The following is a 16,730-nucleotide window of genomic DNA, read 5'->3' on the forward strand; positions in this document are numbered from 1 at the left end:
ATGAAACGTAACCACGTTGCGCTGCTATGCGCCCTGGCCCTGACTGCCGCTACCTCCTTTTCATTGCTGGGATGCGGCGGCTGTTCCGGCGCCAGGCACCAGACTGCTGAAAAATCGGACACTTCCGCAGCGGAATCTACCGCGCCTTCTGCCACGGCAAAGGCCCAGCAGCACGACCTCAAGGGCGTATCGCTGCGACCGGTTGAGGCAGAGCTTACGCCCAATGCGCTCAACACATATGCCTTTCTTGTTTTTGCGCAGGCCATGAACAATGAGGACGACAACGCCCTTGCAGCCGCGTCTCCGCTGCTGGCCAAGGCGCACATGCCGGTCAACATCTGGCTTGAAGGCGGCGTGTGGCTGCTCAGCCGCAAGTCTCCCCATACCGCGATGGTCATGGAGCAGGCCCTGAGTGTCTGGCCCGATGATATTTCGCTCAATCTGCTTTACGCCGAAGCCCTCATGGAAAAAGGTTCGCCCGAGCTTGGCGTCAAGCTCATGCGCGAATACCTTAAAAAGCATCCCGAATCTGTGGATGCCCGCATGGAGCTGGCCCTGCTGCTGGTCAAAACCAAGCAGTATCCCGAAGCCGAAAAGCTGCTCAACAGCGTTACGGGCAAGCAGCGCACCCCGCTGGTGGACTATTACCACGCCCGGGCGCTCATTGGCATGGACAGGCCCAGCGAGGCCGTGGCCTACCTGCAGCGCGCCATCAAGGATACGCCCGATTTTGTGGAGGCCCTGGCGGAACTGGCCTTCATCTATGAGCAGAAGCCCGACCTCAAGGCCGCGCGCGGCGTTTATGAAAAGCTGCTCAAACTCAATTTTTCATCGCAGGATGTTCTGCTGAGGCTCATCAATATCTCGCTGCGCATGGGCCAGCCCGAACGGGCGCTCAAGTATATGCAGCAGGGGCCGGACAGTACGCCTTTCAAACTGACCGTCGCCAGCATGTTTATGGATTCACGCCACTTTTTGCAGGCGGAAAGCCTGCTCAAGCAGGTAGTGGCCCAGGGCGATGCGCCCCACGATGTGTATCTTCTGCTGGCCGAGCTGGCATACGACCAGCGCCGCGATCTGGATATGGCCTTCTCCTGGCTGGATAAAATCCCGGCCTCCAGCAAGGCTGCCGTGCGGGGCGTGCTGCTGCGCATCCAGCTGCTGGCAGAGGCTGGCCGTGATGCCGAGGCCCTTGACGCCGTGCGCAAGGCCACAAGCGCCAATCCCGACTCCTCCGAGCTTGTGGAGGTCGAGGTGCGCCTGCTTGCGCGGCAAAAGCAGATGAAGCAGGCCCTGGACGTTGCCCAGAATGCCATAAAGCGCTGGCCCAACAATGCGGAAATGTTCTTTCTGCTCGGCTCTCTTCAGGATGAAACCGGCGACAAAAAAGCCGCTTTCAAAACCATGGAGAAGCTTCTGGCTCTGCATCCTGACAATTATCAGGCGCTCAACTACGTGGGCTACACCCTGGCCGAAGAAGACCGCGACCTTGACCGCGCCCTGACACTTCTTGTGCGGGCCAACGATCTGGCCCCCAACCAGTCCTATATTATAGATTCTCTGGCCTGGGCCTATTTCAAGGCTGGAAAACTCGATGACGCCCTGAAGGAAATCCGCCGCGCCGTTACGCTGGACGAGCATACGGATGCCTCCATATGGGAGCACTACGGCGATATCGCCGCGCGGGCTGGCCTTAAGGACGAAGCCCGCACTGCCTATCAAAAGGCCATGGAACTCAAACCCGACAATGCGGAAGCATTGCGGCAGCGGCTTTCACATCTATGAAAAAATTAGTTATTTTTTGTTGTCTGGCGCTGCTGTGCGCCTGCGCCCGTCAGCCTGTACTGGAAACATCGCCCGAAAACCGCGCGGTGCTTGAACAGCGCTGGCAAAAGTTTGCGGCTGTCAGCTCTGCCGACAAGTCTGAACCCTATCGCCTGCAACTGAGCCTGCGCTTTGGCACCGATGGCGATACGCGGCGCGTCACGGCCCTGTTCTGGGGCAATAGCCAGCGTCAGCTGCGACTGGACGTTATGGCGGGCGTGGGCACCACTGTTGCCAAGATACTTGAAGACGGGCAGCATTTTCTTGTGTACAGCCCCAGCGAAAACAAGGCCTACTTCTATCAGGGCGCTACCAAGCCCCTGCTTCAGGTTGGCGTGCCGGTTCCCCTCAACCTTGTGCACCTGGCCGACCTGCTCAATGGCCGTTACACGGCGGTATTTGGCAACCAGTTTGACAAAACCGCCTTTTCCGCCGACGGCAAGGCCCTGTACGACCTTCAGGGCCAGCCTGGAGGCCGCCTGATCATCAACGAGCAGGGGCTGCCCGTGGAATGGCAGGAACAGGCCAACGGCAAGGGCTGGAGCATGGAAATCCTGTATTCGGATGATCCCAAGCCGCTGCCCCGCCGTCTGAACCTTGCCCACAGCAACGGCAAACGCGCCATTGTGCTTATCAAGGAAAGAGAAAAGGTTTCCCAGCCCTTTACAAAAGAGCAAATGGCCTTAACCCTTCCTGATGACGCACCCCTGCTGCCGCTCGCCAAGTTCAAGCAGCAGCAATAGTTTTGGCCTGTCGGGCCGCGCCTGACGGCTGCGGCCCGGTATCGGGGCAACCCGCCTTAACCGCCACTACAGAAGTGTTAAATGCTCTAGCGGTGCGTCCGGCCAGTCCGGGCGCACCGTGCGTACCTTTGCAGGAGTATACATGCAGACTATTCACATTGCCTCAGACCACGCTGGCTATGCACTGAAAGAACACCTTGTCCAGTTTCTTGCCCAGAAGGGCATAAACGTGGTGGACGACGGCACCCACTCCACCGAAAGCTGCGACTACCCCGTGCTGGCGCACAAGCTTTGCGCCGCTGTGGAAAAAGAGCAGGGCGCAGGCATTCTCATTTGCGGTACAGGCATTGGCATTTCCATTGCCGCCAACCGCCACGCCGGCATCCGCGCGGCCCTGTGCGCCACAGAGCTTCAGGCGCGCCTTTCGCGCCAGCACAACAACGCCAATGTGCTCTGCCTCGGCGCGCGCATCATCGGCGTGGAGCTGGCTCAGGCCATTGTGGAGGCATTTCTGGGCGCTTCCTTTGAAGGCGGCAGACACCAGCGCCGCATCGACATGATCAATCTTCCCGGTCAGGCCGGGTAAGGGATATACATGCTGCTCTACAATACCCTGGGCCGTAAGAAGGAAGAGTTTGTTCCTGTTCATCCGGGCAAGGCAAACATGTATGTTTGCGGCATAACGGCCTATGATCTTTGTCATATCGGGCATGCGCGTTCCGCCCTTGTTTTTGATGTGCTCGTGCGGCAGTTGCGCCATACAGGGCTTGAGGTCCGCTTTGTGCGCAATTTTACGGACGTGGACGACAAGATTATCAACCGCGCCAACAAGGAAGGCCGGGACTGGCGCGAGGTTGCCCAGACCTACATAACAGCCTTCCACGAAGACATGGATCGGCTCGGCGTGCTGCGGGCCGATGAAGAACCCCGCGCCACCGACTTTATCCCACAGATTCAGGCCATCTGCTCCACGCTTATTGATTCGGGCAAGGCCTACTCCACGCCCTCCGGGGACGTGTATTTTCGTGTGCGGGCTTACGAACCCTACGGCAAACTCTCTGGCCGCAGCCTCGACGATCTGCTCTCCGGCGCGCGCGTAGCGCCCGGCGAAGAAAAAGAAGACCCCCTGGATTTCGCCCTGTGGAAGGCCGCCAAGCCCGGCGAACCTTTCTGGGAAAGCCCCTGGGGCAAGGGCCGCCCCGGCTGGCATATTGAGTGCTCTGCCATGAGCCAGCCCTACCTGCCGCTGGACATTCACGGCGGCGGACAGGATCTTATCTTCCCGCACCACGAGAACGAGATCGCCCAGTCCGAAGCCGCCTGCGCCTGCTCGCTGGCCCGCTACTGGGTGCATAACGGCTTTGTGCAGGTAAATGCGGAAAAGATGTCCAAATCCCTGGGCAACTTCAAGACCATCCGCGATATTCTCGAAAACTATCTGCCTGAAACCCTGCGCTTTTTCCTGCTGGGCAAGCACTACCGCAGCCCCATCGACTTTACCGCCGACAGCATGGACGAAGCGGAAAAAGCCCAGCACCGCGTGTATACAGCCCTGCACGAGGCGGGCAAGGCCCTTGCCCGCGACAAGTGGAAAAAAACGCCCCTGCCGCAGGAAATGACCGAGGAATGGGCCGCGCTGCCCAAGGCTTTTGACGCCGCCCTTGAGGATGACATCAATACGGCGCAGGCTCTCGGACAGGTTTTTGCCCAGGTGCGCCTTGTGAACCGTCTGCTGGAAGACAAGGCCCTGCGCGCTGCCGAAGCCGGACGCGACCTCCTTCAGGAATTTCTTGCCCGCGCGCAGGAATGGGACAAGCGCCTTGGCCTCTTTGGGCAGGCTCCGCAGGATTTTCTGGCTGATTTGCGCGGTCAGCGCGCCACACGCGGCAAGATTGACGTGGCCCGAGTGGAAGAACTGATGCTCGCCCGTCAGGAAGCCCGCGCCAGCAAGGATTTTGCCCGCTCGGATTCGCTACGGCAGGAAATTCTTGATCTGGGCGTCAGCGTACGCGACACCCCCGAAGGTCAGGTTTGGGATCTGGAATAAGCCGCTGCCCGCGTCGGTCTCCGGCGCGGGCGCTTTTACTGCGGCATCATGAGGACGCCATGTTACATCGTGTTGCCCTGCGCCGTGTTATGGCGCTCTTTGTTCTGCTGGCATTTCTGTCAGCCCAGCTTGTGGCCGTACCGGCTCAGGCCTTCTTTTTCGGCGGCGTCACCATCAAGGACGAAAAGGAGATGGGCCACAAGTTTGACGTGATGATCCGCGCAAACATGCCCATTGTGGAAGACCCTGAGGTAAGCCAGTACGTCAACCAGATAGTGGATCGTCTGGTCAAAAAGATTCCGCCGCAGCCCTTCAGCTTCAAAGCCGCCGTTATCCTGCACAATTCGCTCAACGCCTTTGCCATTCCCGGCGGCTACGTCTACGTGTTCACCGGCCTCATCATGAACATGGAAAAGGAAGAAGAGCTCGCAGGCGTTCTTGCCCACGAACTGGCGCACGTAACCCAGCACCACGTGGCCTCACGCCTTGAGCGCGCGCAGTTTGTGACCCTAGGCTCCCTGCTGCTGGCCATTGCGGGCGTGGCGGTGGGCGGCTCCAGCGGCGGCGCCATTGCTGTGGGCGCGCTGGGGGCCGGGCAGTCGGCCATGCTCAACTACAGCCGCATGGACGAAACCGAGGCCGACCAGATTGGCCTGCAATACCTTGTGGCTGCGGGCTATCCTCCGCAGGGCATGGTGGGCGGCTTCAAGGTGCTGCGCCAGAAAAGCTGGATGAGCGGTACCAGCGTGCCGACCTACCTTTCTACCCACCCTGCCATCGGCGACCGCATCAACGGGCTTCAGGCCCGCATTGAGGGCATGGGCAAATCCGTTCAGGGGCGTACGCAGGACAACACCAAATTTGTCCGCGTCAAAACGCTCCTCTGGGCGCGCTATGGCGACGCGCAGGCTGCGCAGCAGCGTTTTTCGGGCAAGGACGGCCTTTCGTGCATGGGGCGCGGCATTGTGCTGGCCCGCACCAACCGGGTTAACGAGGCCAGCAAGGCCTTTGACGAAGCCCTCGCCGCTTCGCCCAACGACCCGCTGGTACTACGCGAGGCTGGCGCATTCCACTACCGCAAGGGCGACATGAGCCGTGCTGATGGCCTGCTGCGTCAGGCCATGCGCCTGGACCCGCGCGACTATATGGCCTCTTTTTTCTATGCCCGCATGCTTGACGAAACGGGCAGGCAGGCGCAGGCCGCGCAGTATTATAAAGATGTGCTGCGCTACGTGCCGGAAGACGCCGAAGTTCACGAGGCCTATGCCCGCTCGCTCGGTAAAACGGGCGACACTGCCGGGGCCTATATCCACATGGCGTACAGCGCCCTGTATTCCAACAACAAAAAACAGGCCGAGCGTTACTTTAATCAGGCCAAGGCCTTGTCGGGCAAATCTGCGAATCCGCGTGATTTTCAGAAGCTTGAGGCCGCCTATAAAGAACGCAAGGAAATATGGGAAAAGAACTGATGCTGGATACGCATGCCACAACCATACTGGCAGTAAGAAAGAATGGCCGCGTGGCCATTGCTGGCGATGGTCAGGTGACCCTGGGCCAGAATATGATCATGAAGCACGGTGCGCAGAAGGTGCGGCGGTTGTACGACGGCAAAATCCTGGCGGGTTTTGCCGGGGCCACAGCCGATGCCTTTACACTGTTTGAGCTTTTTGAAGCCAAGCTCAAGGAATTGCGCGGCAACATGGTTCGCGCCGCCGTCGAAATGACCAAGGAGTGGCGCAAGGACAAATACCTGCGCAAGCTTGAGGCCATGCTCCTGCTGGCAGACAGCGAACACATTCTCGTTCTGTCTGGCACGGGCGATGTCATTGAACCGGACGACGAGGTTGCAGCCATTGGCAGCGGCGGCCCCTATGCCCTAGCGGCAGCGCGGGCGCTTGCCCGGCACAGCGACATGGATACGGAGGCCATTGCCCGCGAGGCCATGCGCATTGCCTCGGAAATCTGCGTGTACACCAACGGCAACCTTACGGTTGAAACGCTGTAGCCATCACTGCCACAGGAGCGGAAAAATTCATGAGCGTAGTTGTTGCCGGGTGCAAGGTTAACCTTGGTTTGCGCATCACGGGCGTGCGGGAAAACGGGTATCATGAGCTGGATTCTCTTTTCTGGCCCCTGCCCCGCCCCTGCGACCGTCTGCACATACGTGAAACCGGCACAGCCGGTCTGGTTGTACAGTGTGATACGCCCGGCATTGACCTTGAGAACAACACCCTCACCAAGGCCTACGCCACCCTCGCCAAACGTGTGCCCAACCTGCCCGGGCTTGAAGTGCGCCTGAACAAGGGCATTCCCGCTGGTGCAGGGCTTGGCGGCGGCAGCAGCGATGCGGCGGCCCTGCTGCGCTGGCTCAACAGCAGGCTATCCAGCCCGCTTGACGATCAGGCGCTGGCAGAGGTTGCCCTCACAGTTGGCGCGGACACGCCGTTTTTTCTCATAAACAAACCCTGCCGGGTGCGTGGCATTGGCGAGATCATCGAGCCTTGCAGGGATGATGCGCTTGCAGGCATACACCTTGTTCTGGTATGCTCCCAAATTCATGCATCCACCCCCCAGGCATACGCCGATTATGACGCAGCGCTCAAGGCGTCAAACACGGTTTCTGGGCAAAATTGCTTGACAAAGACAGAAAGCAAGGCTAATGGAACTTTTCTCTCCGGGGTGCGGACAGAGTTGAGCATTCACAACGACCTTGAGGACGTTGTATTTTCTCGCCATCCACAGCTTGCAGAAATCAAGGCGAACTTGCTGCGCCTTGGGGCTGGAGCCGTAGCCATGAGTGGCAGCGGCTCAAGCATTGTGGCGCTTTTCGCACACGAATTCCATGTGGAATCGCAGGCGGCTGCCGCCATGCTGCAAGGAGAGAACAGGCGCGTATACGCGCACGTGCTGTGAAATACTGGGATGTAGCCAAGTGGTAAGGCAACGGGTTTTGGCTCCGTCATTCGAAGGTTCGAACCCTTCCATCCCAGCCACACGCTGCTGTATCGCGCCTGGGGCGTCTGACCGCGCCTTCCGTCGATTTGTCGGCGGCCTGGCAATAAAGCGCCGCCTTTCTTCCGGCGACGGCAGCAAGGATGTATAACCGTAAGTGCTCTTTGGCGCGCAAGGCAGGGCGGTTCATGTACAGCGATCTTAAGATCGTCACCGGGTCTTCCAATCCGGATTTGGCCAAGGCCATCTGCAACCATCTGGGGTGTCAACTCACGCCCACGCTGGCGACCACGTTCAGCGACGGCGAGTTGCGGATCGAAATAGGCGACAATGTTCGCGGTGATGACGTTTTTGTGGTGCAGCCCACCTGCCCCCCGACCATCAACCGCAATCTGGTGCAGCTCTGCCTCATGCTTGATGCCCTCAAAAGGGCCAGCGCAGGCAGGATTACCGCCGTTATTCCTTACTACGGCTATGCGCGCCAGGATCGCAAGGTCAGCCCTCGTGCGCCCATCAGCGCCAAAATGGTGGCCGATTTTATCAGCGTTGCCGGTGCGGAACGCGTGGTCACCATTGACCTGCACGCAGGACAGATTCAGGGCTACTTTGACTGCCCGGTGGACAACCTGTTTGCCGTGCCTGTCATGCTTGAATCGCTGCGGCGGCTGCACGACGACAACATCGTGATTGTGTCGCCCGATGCCGGCGGTGTTGAACGCGCCCGCGCCTATGCCAAAAGGCTCAACGCGCCGCTGGCCATTGTGGACAAGCGCCGCGACAAGCCCAATCAGGCTCAGGCCATGCATGTTATCGGCGATGTGAAAGGCCGCCTTGCCATTGTGGTGGACGACATGATCGACACCGCTGGCACATTGTGCGCCGGTGCGGAAGTGCTGCTCAAAAACGGCGCTACCAAGATTGTGGCCTGCGCCACTCACGCTGTTTTGTCCGGCCCCGCCATTGACCGCATCAACAGCACCGAGGCGCTTTCGCAGGTATTTGTCACAGACACCATCCCCATGGGCGACAAACTTGAACGTTGCCCCAAGCTGGAGGTTGTTTCTGTGGCTGCCCTTCTGGGCAAGACTATCCACAACATCCATACCGGTTCATCGGTGAGCGTGTTGTTTGTGTAACCCGCTTTATGCGGATTGCGTATAGACCCAAGCCTGCCCGCAAGGGCCGGTTCCATAATAACAGAACTTTTTCCGCACGCTTCGGCTGCGGTAAGCCAAGGAGCAGGACATGAATATTGAAAAGACTTTGAGCGTGCAGAAGCGCGATGGTAGCGGCAAAGGCGCCAGTGGCCGTCTGCGTACCCAGGATCTGATCCCCGGCGTGTTCTACACCGCCAAGGGTGACAACATCTCTGTGCAGGCTCCTGCCCTGCCGCTGGAAAAGATTTTTGCCGAAGCCGGTCGTACCTCGGTGTTCAACCTCGAGATTGACGACAACGGTCAGAAGTCCGTGCATCCTGTGATCATCTGGGACGTGCAGTACCATCCCTACAAGAAAGAATTCAGCCACATCGACTACTACGGCGTGGATCTGGAAAAGCCCGTCACCGTTGACGTGCCCGTGGAATTCGTGGGCGTGTCGCGCGGCGTGAAGCTCGGCGGCCAGCTTGAAACCTACCGCGAAATCGTGCGTCTGTGCAGCAAGCCCCTGGACATGCCCAAAAAGATCGTTGTTGATGTGACCCCCATGGACATCAACACCACCATCTGCGTGGGCGACCTGCCCCTGCCCGAAAACGTCAAGGCCGTTTACGACCAGAACTTCGCCATCGTCAGCGTTCTTTCCAAGGCCAAGGAAGCCGCTGAGGCCGCCGAATAAGACTGTTTGACGCAAAGCCCGGTCATCGGGCCTTTGTGCGACTGTATTGGCCGGTTCCTTGCGGGACCGGCCTCATTTTATGTACGCATGGCGCCATGAATAAACCAGCCTTTGTTACGCACAAGCTGTCTGCCCATAACCGGGAACTGCGGCTCGAACTCTGGCCCAATCATGGGGCCGGGGTCATGCTGTTTTATCCTGGCACCATGCTGTCGCCCATTCAGTATCGGCCCATGATTGCCGCCTTGCAGCAAGCTGGCTTTGCCGTTGCCGCAGTGCATTTTACCGGGCACGGTCTGAACCGCCACAGCGTGAGCTTCAGCTTTGACGACCTGCGGCAAAACTGCCTGGACGCCGAGGCATGGCTGCGTGGTGCAGGCCATGCCCACATTGCGGTGTGCGGGCACAGCCAAGGCGGCATACTCGCATTGGCGCACGCGGCTGCATCCCCCGGCCTTACAGCGGCATTTCCCATTACCGGGGTGCTGCCCCAGATGCGCGAAGCTGTCTATCTGACACGCTTTGCCGGGCTGGCTGACCGCAGAGCGGATATTGAACGTATTTTCTGTAGGCTGGCACGCTGGCTGCCGTGGCTGCCCATGCCCTTGCAGGCCTACCTTGATTCCTGGCGGATCATTTCCGGAGCGCGGCGAACTGTGAGCAACCGTCGCAAAACACGGCTGACATATCCCCTGAGTTTTCTGGCCAGCCTGTTTAGTACGCGTCTGCCCGAGAACCTGCAGTGCCCCCTGTATTTTTTCAGCGCTCGAAATGATGCCCTGTTTACGCCAGCTATTATTCGGACCACCTTTGACTGCCTCAAGGCACCGTCCAAAAAACTGGTCTGGCTGCCCGGCGGCGGGCATCTGGCCGCCATGAATCCCCCGCTGTGCCATTTTATGGCACGCACCGCAGCAGCGGCATGCGCGGGGCTTGGCCTGCCCCTGCACCTTGAGCGCATATAAATCGCCTCTGGAGGCGTACTGATGGACTATAAAGGCGTTATCGTAGGCCTGGGCAATCCCGGCGCCAAATACGACCACACACGTCATAATTGCGGCTTTGATTTTGTGAGCTATCTTGTGGAGCTTGCCGCCAGAGACGGCGAAGCGAGCCAACAAAACGGCGGCAAATTTTCTTGCGAATTGTGGCGCTTGCGCCTGCCAAAGCTTGGGGGCTTATGGCTTGCGGCCAAGCCGCAGACATTCATGAACCTCAGCGGCCAGTGCGTGCAGCCGCTGCTCGCCTGGCACAAACTCAAGCCGCATGATCTTGTTGTTGTACATGACGAACTGGACATCCCCGCCGGGGAACTTCGCTTCAAGCTTGGCGGGGGCAATGCCGGGCACAATGGGCTGAAATCCATCACAGAACTCTTGGGAACGCCAGATTTTTACCGCTTACGCATGGGCATTGGCCGGCCCCCTCACAAGGGTGACGTGACAAACTGGGTGCTGGGCCGACCGGAAGGCGAAGAGGCAAAAAACATTGAAGAATCGATGGAACTTGCCGCCGATACATTGTTTGCCTTTGCCGATAAAGGGCTCGACAGTGCTGTTCGTGCTGCGCGAAAGGCATCCTGAGCGGTACCGTGCAGTGCTGCCTTTTGATAATGGCTTTCTGTAACCGCCGGTTTTGCAATCAATTTGCATGGGGCCAATGCTGTAAACACGCTGCAACAGTATCTGCGCACCGCCTTGCTGGCCCGGTCAAATGCCCATTGCCCCAAATATGAGCAAAATACTTTTTCAACTGGACTCCTGCTCATTCTTGGACTAGGATATTTGAAGAGTCGGTTTCCGACCCTTCAATACTTCATTTAATTCGCGACTTCCAGCTATCGCTCCAGGTCTCGTTTATTTGCGCCTTTTGGGGCGTTTTGGTGGCATCATGTTCACTCCGGACGATCTCGTTGTATATCCTGCCCAAGGTGTGGGCCAAATAGAACGCATAGACAGCAAAACCGTTGGGGGGCTTGTCTGTGAGCTCTATATTGTGCGCATCCGGGCAAACAACGTCACGCTGATGGTTCCGGTGAATAATGCCGCGCATGTGGGCCTGCGCACCCTCACGCCCAAGGATGAAGCCTCCACGATTCTTGAATCGCTTCGCAATGATTCGGGCAAGGTTGTGTACACGGGCCAGAACTGGAACCGCCGCTTCCGCGAATACTCCGAGCGGCTCAAAAGCCCCAGCCTTGCTATTGTGGCCGAAGTGCTGCGCGAGCTGTTGCTTATTGGGCGCAGCAAGGAGCTTTCTTTTGGCGAACGGCGGCTTCAGGAGCAGGCCATGGGCCTTGTGACCGGAGAACTGTCAGAAGTTCTGGAAATCGCAGAAGACAAGGTGCGCGACGAACTGCTTGAAATTTATGCCCCCCCGCCAGCCCCTGAAGAAACCGCCAGCTAGCCCGCTCACCCCCAGACCGATTTTTTTGTGAACAGCGACGTATTTTTTCCTTGCCATTACAGAAAAGATGGGCTAATCGCATTTTCACACATCTTTTTTGTTCCCAATATCATCCGCCTACCACGCTACAATATGCAAATGTTGTAAGCGTTACCCTGTGTCTTATCAAAATATCGGACTGTTATGCGCAAAAAGAAAGCTACTTCCACACTGTTGACCGACAGCGCCTTGAGCCTCACGGATCTGAAGACGCGTAGCATGCAGGAACTCATGGAGCTGGCTGAGCAGTATGAAATTGAAAATGCCAGTTCCATGCGTAAGCAGGAACTCATTTTCGCTCTGCTTTCCACCTGTGCTTCACAAAACGGCGCCATTTACGGTGATGGCGTGCTTGAAATTCTGCCCGATGGCTTTGGCTTTTTGCGGTCGCCGCTGTGCAGCTATATGCCCGGCCCGGACGACATCTACGTGTCGCCCTCGCAGATCAGGCGGTTTTCTTTGCGCAAGGGAGACATAGTTTCCGGCCAGATCCGCCCCCCCAAAGAGGGCGAACGCTACTTTGCCCTTCTCAAGGTCACCGAGATCGGCTTTGAACCGCCGGAACACGCCAAGAACCTCGTTCTGTTTGACAACCTCACGCCAATCTATCCCGACCGCCAGCTCGTCATGGAAAATGGCGAGAAAAATCTTTCCAACCGCGTTATCGACATCATGGCCCCCATTGGCTGCGGACAGCGCGGCCTTATCGTGGCCCCGCCGCGCACGGGTAAAACAATCCTGCTCCAGGCGCTGGCCAATGCCATTAATGCCAATAACCCCGATGTATACCTCATTGTGCTTTTGATTGACGAGCGCCCGGAAGAAGTTACCGACATGGAGCGCACAGTCAAAAAGGCCGAGGTTATCAGCTCCACCTTTGACGAACCGCCGCAGCGCCACGTGCAGGTGTGCGAGATGGTGCTTGAAAAAGCCAAGCGCCTTGTGGAACGCAAGCGCGATGTTGTCATCCTGCTGGACTCCATCACCCGTCTGGGGCGCGCGTATAACGCTGTAACCCCTTCTTCCGGCCGGGTGCTCTCCGGTGGTCTTGACGCCAACGCCCTACAACGGCCAAAACGCTTTTTTGGTGCGGCCCGCAATATTGAAGAAGGCGGCAGCCTCACCATAATTGCTACGGCGCTTATCGACACGGGTTCCCGCATGGATGAAGTTATCTTTGAAGAATTCAAAGGTACCGGCAACATGGAAATCTACCTCGACCGCCACCTTTCGGAAAAACGCGTTTTCCCCGCCATCGACATCAACCGCACGGGCACCCGCAAGGAAGACCTGCTGCTGGCCGACGATGTGCTCAACCGCGTGTGGATTCTGCGCAAGATTCTTGCGCCCATGTCTTCCATCGACAGCATGGAATTTTTGCTGGACAAAATGCGCGCGACCAAATCCAACAAGGATTTCATGAACGCCATGGGCAAGTAAGGCCCCGGCAGCCAATCAAGGCAAATGGCCGCTCTGCGGCGCGTGCATGGAGCCGGCAACCCGGTCGGCTCCAGGTTTCGCCTTGACCTTGGGTTTAGCAAGGCTTATCTTTTAGGGTGTAATTTGCATTATTGCCCAACTCTCAACGGAGGCTCCCCGCATGTTCGGCGTAAGCATGCCTGAATTATTGCTCTTACTTGTTGTGGTTCTGCTTGTTTTCGGGTCGAACAAACTGCCGGAAATCGGCGGCGGGCTGGGTCGGGCAATCCGCAACTTTCGCCGCTCTTCAACCGAGCCGGATGAAATTGACATAACCCCCAAGGATAAAAAGCAGCCCACGTCTACTGACGATCCCAATCACAAGGCATAGAACCGCCCGTCGAAACATAAGGATTTGTCATGAAAACGGAACAGCTTTCAGTTTTTCTGGAAAACCGGGCCGGGCGTCTGGCCGAGGTTACGCATACACTGGCAGAGGCTGGCATCAACATTCGCGCGCTCTCTCTGGCCGATACTTCTGATTTCGGCATTTTGCGCATGATTGTATGCGACCATGATAAAGCCAAGGTTGTTTTGAAGGAAAAGGGATTCACCCTTGGCCGCACAAGCGTTGTGGCCGTGGAAGTTCCCGATGTTCCCGGCGGCCTTGATTCCGTCCTTCAGACGGTTTCCAAGAACGGCATCAACGTGGAATACATGTACGCCTTTGTGCAGCGCGAAGCTGAAAGCGCCGTCATGATCTTCCGCTTTGACAAGGTCGATCAGGCCATTGAAGTGCTCAAGGCCCACGACTTTGTCATTATCCCGGCAGAGCGCCTCTGCGCCCGCTAGGGCATTTACGCAGGCCACAGAATTTTCAAGCTGAAAGAGCCGCAGTAACCTGCGGCTCTTTTTGTTCAAGCTCTTTGGCAGATTTTACGCAAAATGGCTTGTGGTTTCCACAAGCCATTTTTTTGCGAATAACGTGCCCTTTGGGCGTCAATACCACGATTCTAACCGACCCTAGAACGACCAGGCAACTCCCAGCGAAACAAGGGATTGGTCGTATCTGTACAGCGGGCTTTCTGAATTATTGTGGGTATACTGGTACGAAGTTTCAACAGACCAGGCATCGGTAATATGCCACGTAAGGGCCGCGCCGGTGCGCCATTTCTGATCAAGCCTGTTGGACGTTTCAAGGGCCGTTGCCGGGCCGTTGTACCAATCGTTTTCAAAGGAAACAAAGGGGGCAAGCTCAAAGCCCTTGGGCAGTTTGAGTGAAAGCCTGGCGCTGGCTTCCCATCCGGTGTAGCAGTAATCGGCCTTTTCAGGCGTATTGCCGCCCACATAACTCAGCCCAACCATGATTTCATGGTTGCTCTCGCCAAAAAAACGCCGCACATACTGGCCTAGTGTCCAGTACGCGCCGTTGCGGTCGCCATCTCTGGAGTATGCCCGCGAATCCAGGGTACCACGCGTAATGAGCTGCCATGACGGCGTGACCGCCCAAAGCCATGTGGCTTCCGGGCCGGATGCCGTGACATTCTGGTACCACTGATAATCAAAAACTTCGCTCTTAAGGCGCAGATCAAACATGGTTGTAGGCGTGAGATGGCGAAGGCCCACAGCCGCCCTGCCCCATTCGGATGTGCGGCTGTGCACATCATCCAGCGAGGAATCTCCATTACCGCGCGCCATGCCCTGCGCATCGCCTACGATCCACCAAGGCGTATCCCGCTCGGACTTCCAGCCCACATCAAGGTTTGCCCCGAAATACGCGCCAAAGGTGCTTTTGGCTTCCGCATCCGGCAGGCTGACGCGCCACGTACCCAGATCCATGGTGGTGCTTGAAGGGCCAAATGTCGCGTTTGAGTCATACAACAGCCCAGTACGGAGTTTGCCGTGCACCTGCCAGTGATCGTAGCGCTTTTCAAGCGCATCCAGCAGTCGGTCATTATCAGCCTTGCTGATGTTGGGATTCAGCGACCGCATGGTTGCCATGGCTTGCTCCGCGCTTACGCGGTCTTCAAGCGCCATGTAGGCCTGCGCCAGTTCGCTATAGAGTACTGGTTCCGAAGGATACTTTTCCGTGAGGCGTTCATAGGCCATTACAGCCTGATTGTACCGCCCGCTGCGCATGGAGCTACGCGCCAGGTTAAGGTTGATTTCATCATCGTCCGGCGCTTCACGCAGCAGGCGCATGTACATATCATATGCGGAAGCATATTTGCCCTGCTGCATGAGGGCAGCGGCATCTGCCTTGGCGGATCCCACCGCCGTGCGCAGTGCAGGGGAATCATCCGCAGCGATGGCCGCACTGACCAGTAAAAGCATGCACAGGGGCACAAGCGCGAACCTACAGCAGAGCTGCAACGGGTGGAATGGATTACGTATCATTGTTTGTTCCACCTATCGTTGTTTGCCAGAAAATGAACCAGATTCAAGAACTCCATCAGTATTGCTGATCTGGTACCCACCAGCAACAGACAGCCCCGAGGAGGAGCGCGCGGCAGTTCCGTTCATGGAGCCTGTCACTCCATCAGCAGCAAATCCCCCCACATTCAGGCTTGAACCGCTGATGCTGCCCGTACCTCCAGTAAGCGCATTGGGAATGTCAGAGTTGCCAGACCGCATGACCCCGTTGCTCACACCGCCGTTTGTCAGATTAACCTGAAAGCTGAACGAGCCGGAGTACATATCACTTGTCAGCCCGCCAGATACGTTGGCGTTGCCCGTTTGCCGGAATCCCTCGCCCAGCCCCTGCGCTACAATAGGCGTCTGCGCCAGGCTCGTTGGCGTAATTGGGTTCCCCATTGCGGGGGAAGGCGGCGCCAGCTGCGCTGTTCCGCCAGAGGCGGGTCTGTTGGCTGCCACGCTTTCAGATACCAGGTTGTGGTCTGCTGGCGTCATGGGGGCAACCGTACCCTGCGGCAGGGTGATCTTGAAACCGGACGGCACCCGCACACCGTTAACAAAAACCTCTTTGGAGGTATTGGCTACACATACGGTTGTGCCGGCGTTATCCACCTCAAGGGAAAGCATGGTGCCGCGAATGCCAACGGTAGCATCCGGCGTAACCACAGAAAACCCGTCAGGATTCTTTTCCACAATTTTGCCCGTGATAAACCGGGCTATGCCCTGCCCCATTCTGGCCTTGAAGGCAGGATTCGCACCTTCTGCGACTACAGTTTCAAGGCTCAGTGACGTGTTGGAACCAAGCGACACTGTAGTGTCGTCGTCAAAAAGAATCTGCGCCCGGCCCGTGGCGTCTGTCGTCAGCGTATCCCGATCCCCGACCGGACTTTTCATGTCCAGCGGCACGGCCTGTCCATCCCTTTGGGCAGTAACGCCAGCCTTGAAGGAAATTACCTGTCCCACATCCTTGGCCGTGCATACGCCCCCAGCCAGCAAAGTTAGGCACAGGGCCAAAGCCCCGCGCCCCAGCATTGAACGAATCATGTTTT

General features: G+C 57.7%; 17 protein-coding genes and 1 tRNA gene. 16 read left to right on the top strand and 2 right to left on the bottom strand.

Features of this window, described 5'->3' with window-relative positions; all coding sequences use genetic code 11:
• The 16 genes from JMF94_RS07035 (at position 1) to JMF94_RS07110 (ending at position 14,118) form a co-directional block, all read left to right on the top strand.
• The gene (locus JMF94_RS07035; RefSeq protein WP_240824445.1) at positions 1-1,785 is read left to right on the top strand and encodes a tetratricopeptide repeat protein; all 1,785 of its coding nucleotides are present in this window, start codon (positions 1-3) and stop codon (positions 1,783-1,785) included.
• The gene (locus tag JMF94_RS07040; RefSeq protein ID WP_240824446.1) at positions 1,782-2,567 is read left to right on the top strand and encodes an outer membrane lipoprotein LolB; all 786 of its coding nucleotides are present in this window, start codon (positions 1,782-1,784) and stop codon (positions 2,565-2,567) included. The genes JMF94_RS07035 and JMF94_RS07040 overlap by 4 nt, the downstream gene beginning before the upstream one ends.
• Positions 2,568-2,709: 142 nt before the next feature.
• Complete coding sequence (gene rpiB, locus JMF94_RS07045; protein ID WP_240824447.1) at positions 2,710-3,153, top strand: ribose 5-phosphate isomerase B; 444 nt, start codon at positions 2,710-2,712, stop codon at positions 3,151-3,153.
• A 9-nt stretch (positions 3,154-3,162) separates the two neighbouring features.
• Positions 3,163-4,614: a cysteine--tRNA ligase gene (cysS, locus tag JMF94_RS07050; protein WP_240824448.1), complete on the top strand. Its 1,452-nt coding sequence runs from the start codon at positions 3,163-3,165 to the stop codon at positions 4,612-4,614.
• Between the two features lie 59 nt (positions 4,615-4,673).
• Entirely contained in the window at positions 4,674-6,083 is a 1,410-nt protein-coding gene (locus JMF94_RS07055) for a M48 family metallopeptidase (RefSeq protein ID WP_240824449.1), read from the top strand.
• 2 nt (positions 6,084-6,085) lie between these two features.
• Positions 6,086-6,619 (top strand): ATP-dependent protease subunit HslV, encoded by a 534-nt coding sequence (gene hslV / locus JMF94_RS07060; RefSeq protein WP_240824579.1) that lies wholly within the window; start codon positions 6,086-6,088, stop codon positions 6,617-6,619.
• A 29-nt stretch (positions 6,620-6,648) separates the two neighbouring features.
• Positions 6,649-7,527: a 4-(cytidine 5'-diphospho)-2-C-methyl-D-erythritol kinase gene (gene ispE / locus JMF94_RS07065; protein WP_240824450.1), complete on the top strand. Its 879-nt coding sequence runs from the start codon at positions 6,649-6,651 to the stop codon at positions 7,525-7,527.
• 5 nt (positions 7,528-7,532) lie between these two features.
• Positions 7,533-7,607: transfer RNA gene (locus JMF94_RS07070), tRNA-Gln, on the top strand.
• Positions 7,608-7,754: 147 nt separating this feature from the next.
• The gene (locus tag JMF94_RS07075) at positions 7,755-8,702 is read left to right on the top strand and encodes a ribose-phosphate pyrophosphokinase (protein WP_240824451.1); all 948 of its coding nucleotides are present in this window, start codon (positions 7,755-7,757) and stop codon (positions 8,700-8,702) included.
• A gap of 109 nt (positions 8,703-8,811) precedes the next feature.
• Complete coding sequence (locus JMF94_RS07080) at positions 8,812-9,402, top strand: 50S ribosomal protein L25/general stress protein Ctc (protein ID WP_240824452.1); 591 nt, start codon at positions 8,812-8,814, stop codon at positions 9,400-9,402.
• Positions 9,403-9,497: 95 nt separating this feature from the next.
• Positions 9,498-10,367, top strand: a complete 870-nt coding sequence (locus tag JMF94_RS07085; RefSeq protein WP_240824453.1) for an alpha/beta hydrolase — start codon at positions 9,498-9,500, stop codon at positions 10,365-10,367.
• A 21-nt stretch (positions 10,368-10,388) separates the two neighbouring features.
• A complete protein-coding gene (gene pth / locus JMF94_RS07090) occupies positions 10,389-10,985 on the top strand; it encodes an aminoacyl-tRNA hydrolase (protein ID WP_240824454.1) in 597 nt (198 codons plus the stop codon).
• Between the two features lie 307 nt (positions 10,986-11,292).
• Entirely contained in the window at positions 11,293-11,808 is a 516-nt protein-coding gene (locus JMF94_RS07095; protein ID WP_240824455.1) for a CarD family transcriptional regulator, read from the top strand.
• 183 nt (positions 11,809-11,991) lie between these two features.
• Positions 11,992-13,287, top strand: coding sequence for a transcription termination factor Rho (gene rho, locus JMF94_RS07100; RefSeq protein ID WP_240824456.1), 1,296 nt, complete (start codon positions 11,992-11,994; stop codon positions 13,285-13,287).
• Between the two features lie 160 nt (positions 13,288-13,447).
• Positions 13,448-13,657 (top strand): twin-arginine translocase TatA/TatE family subunit, encoded by a 210-nt coding sequence (locus JMF94_RS07105; protein ID WP_022659359.1) that lies wholly within the window; start codon positions 13,448-13,450, stop codon positions 13,655-13,657.
• Between the two features lie 29 nt (positions 13,658-13,686).
• Complete coding sequence (locus JMF94_RS07110; RefSeq protein ID WP_240824457.1) at positions 13,687-14,118, top strand: ACT domain-containing protein; 432 nt, start codon at positions 13,687-13,689, stop codon at positions 14,116-14,118.
• A gap of 171 nt (positions 14,119-14,289) precedes the next feature.
• Here the strand turns inward: JMF94_RS07110 and JMF94_RS07115 are convergent, their stop codons facing one another.
• Both JMF94_RS07115 and JMF94_RS07120 read right to left on the bottom strand, forming a co-directional pair.
• Complete coding sequence (locus JMF94_RS07115) at positions 14,290-15,600, bottom strand: tetratricopeptide repeat protein (RefSeq protein ID WP_240824458.1); 1,311 nt, start codon at positions 15,598-15,600, stop codon at positions 14,290-14,292.
• A gap of 75 nt (positions 15,601-15,675) precedes the next feature.
• On the bottom strand, positions 15,676-16,725 hold the full coding sequence (locus JMF94_RS07120) for a FecR domain-containing protein (protein ID WP_240824459.1): 1,050 nt from the start codon (positions 16,723-16,725) through the stop codon (positions 15,676-15,678).
• Between the last annotated feature and the right edge of the window lie 5 nt (positions 16,726-16,730).

Origin of the sequence: Desulfovibrio sp. UIB00 (assembly GCF_022508225.1) — a bacterium.
GTDB lineage: Bacteria > Desulfobacterota > Desulfovibrionia > Desulfovibrionales > Desulfovibrionaceae > Desulfovibrio.

Bases quoted from the DNA above. Each gene is read 5' to 3' on its own strand.
- JMF94_RS07035 (WP_240824445.1), top strand. From the start codon at position 1: ATGAAACGTAACCACGTTGCGCTGCTATGCGCCCTGGCCCTGACTGCC.
- JMF94_RS07040 (WP_240824446.1), top strand. From the start codon at position 1,782: ATGAAAAAATTAGTTATTTTTTGTTGTCTGGCGCTGCTGTGCGCCTGC.
- rpiB (WP_240824447.1), top strand. From the start codon at position 2,710: ATGCAGACTATTCACATTGCCTCAGACCACGCTGGCTATGCACTGAAA.
- cysS (WP_240824448.1), top strand. From the start codon at position 3,163: ATGCTGCTCTACAATACCCTGGGCCGTAAGAAGGAAGAGTTTGTTCCT.
- JMF94_RS07055 (WP_240824449.1), top strand. From the start codon at position 4,674: ATGTTACATCGTGTTGCCCTGCGCCGTGTTATGGCGCTCTTTGTTCTG.
- ispE (WP_240824450.1), top strand. From the start codon at position 6,649: ATGAGCGTAGTTGTTGCCGGGTGCAAGGTTAACCTTGGTTTGCGCATC.
- JMF94_RS07075 (WP_240824451.1), top strand. From the start codon at position 7,755: ATGTACAGCGATCTTAAGATCGTCACCGGGTCTTCCAATCCGGATTTG.
- JMF94_RS07080 (WP_240824452.1), top strand. From the start codon at position 8,812: ATGAATATTGAAAAGACTTTGAGCGTGCAGAAGCGCGATGGTAGCGGC.
- JMF94_RS07085 (WP_240824453.1), top strand. From the start codon at position 9,498: ATGAATAAACCAGCCTTTGTTACGCACAAGCTGTCTGCCCATAACCGG.
- pth (WP_240824454.1), top strand. From the start codon at position 10,389: ATGGACTATAAAGGCGTTATCGTAGGCCTGGGCAATCCCGGCGCCAAA.
- JMF94_RS07095 (WP_240824455.1), top strand. From the start codon at position 11,293: ATGTTCACTCCGGACGATCTCGTTGTATATCCTGCCCAAGGTGTGGGC.
- rho (WP_240824456.1), top strand. From the start codon at position 11,992: ATGCGCAAAAAGAAAGCTACTTCCACACTGTTGACCGACAGCGCCTTG.
- JMF94_RS07105 (WP_022659359.1), top strand. From the start codon at position 13,448: ATGTTCGGCGTAAGCATGCCTGAATTATTGCTCTTACTTGTTGTGGTT.
- JMF94_RS07110 (WP_240824457.1), top strand. From the start codon at position 13,687: ATGAAAACGGAACAGCTTTCAGTTTTTCTGGAAAACCGGGCCGGGCGT.
- JMF94_RS07115 (WP_240824458.1), bottom strand. From the start codon at position 15,600: ATGCTTTTACTGGTCAGTGCGGCCATCGCTGCGGATGATTCCCCTGCA.
- JMF94_RS07120 (WP_240824459.1), bottom strand. From the start codon at position 16,725: ATGATTCGTTCAATGCTGGGGCGCGGGGCTTTGGCCCTGTGCCTAACT.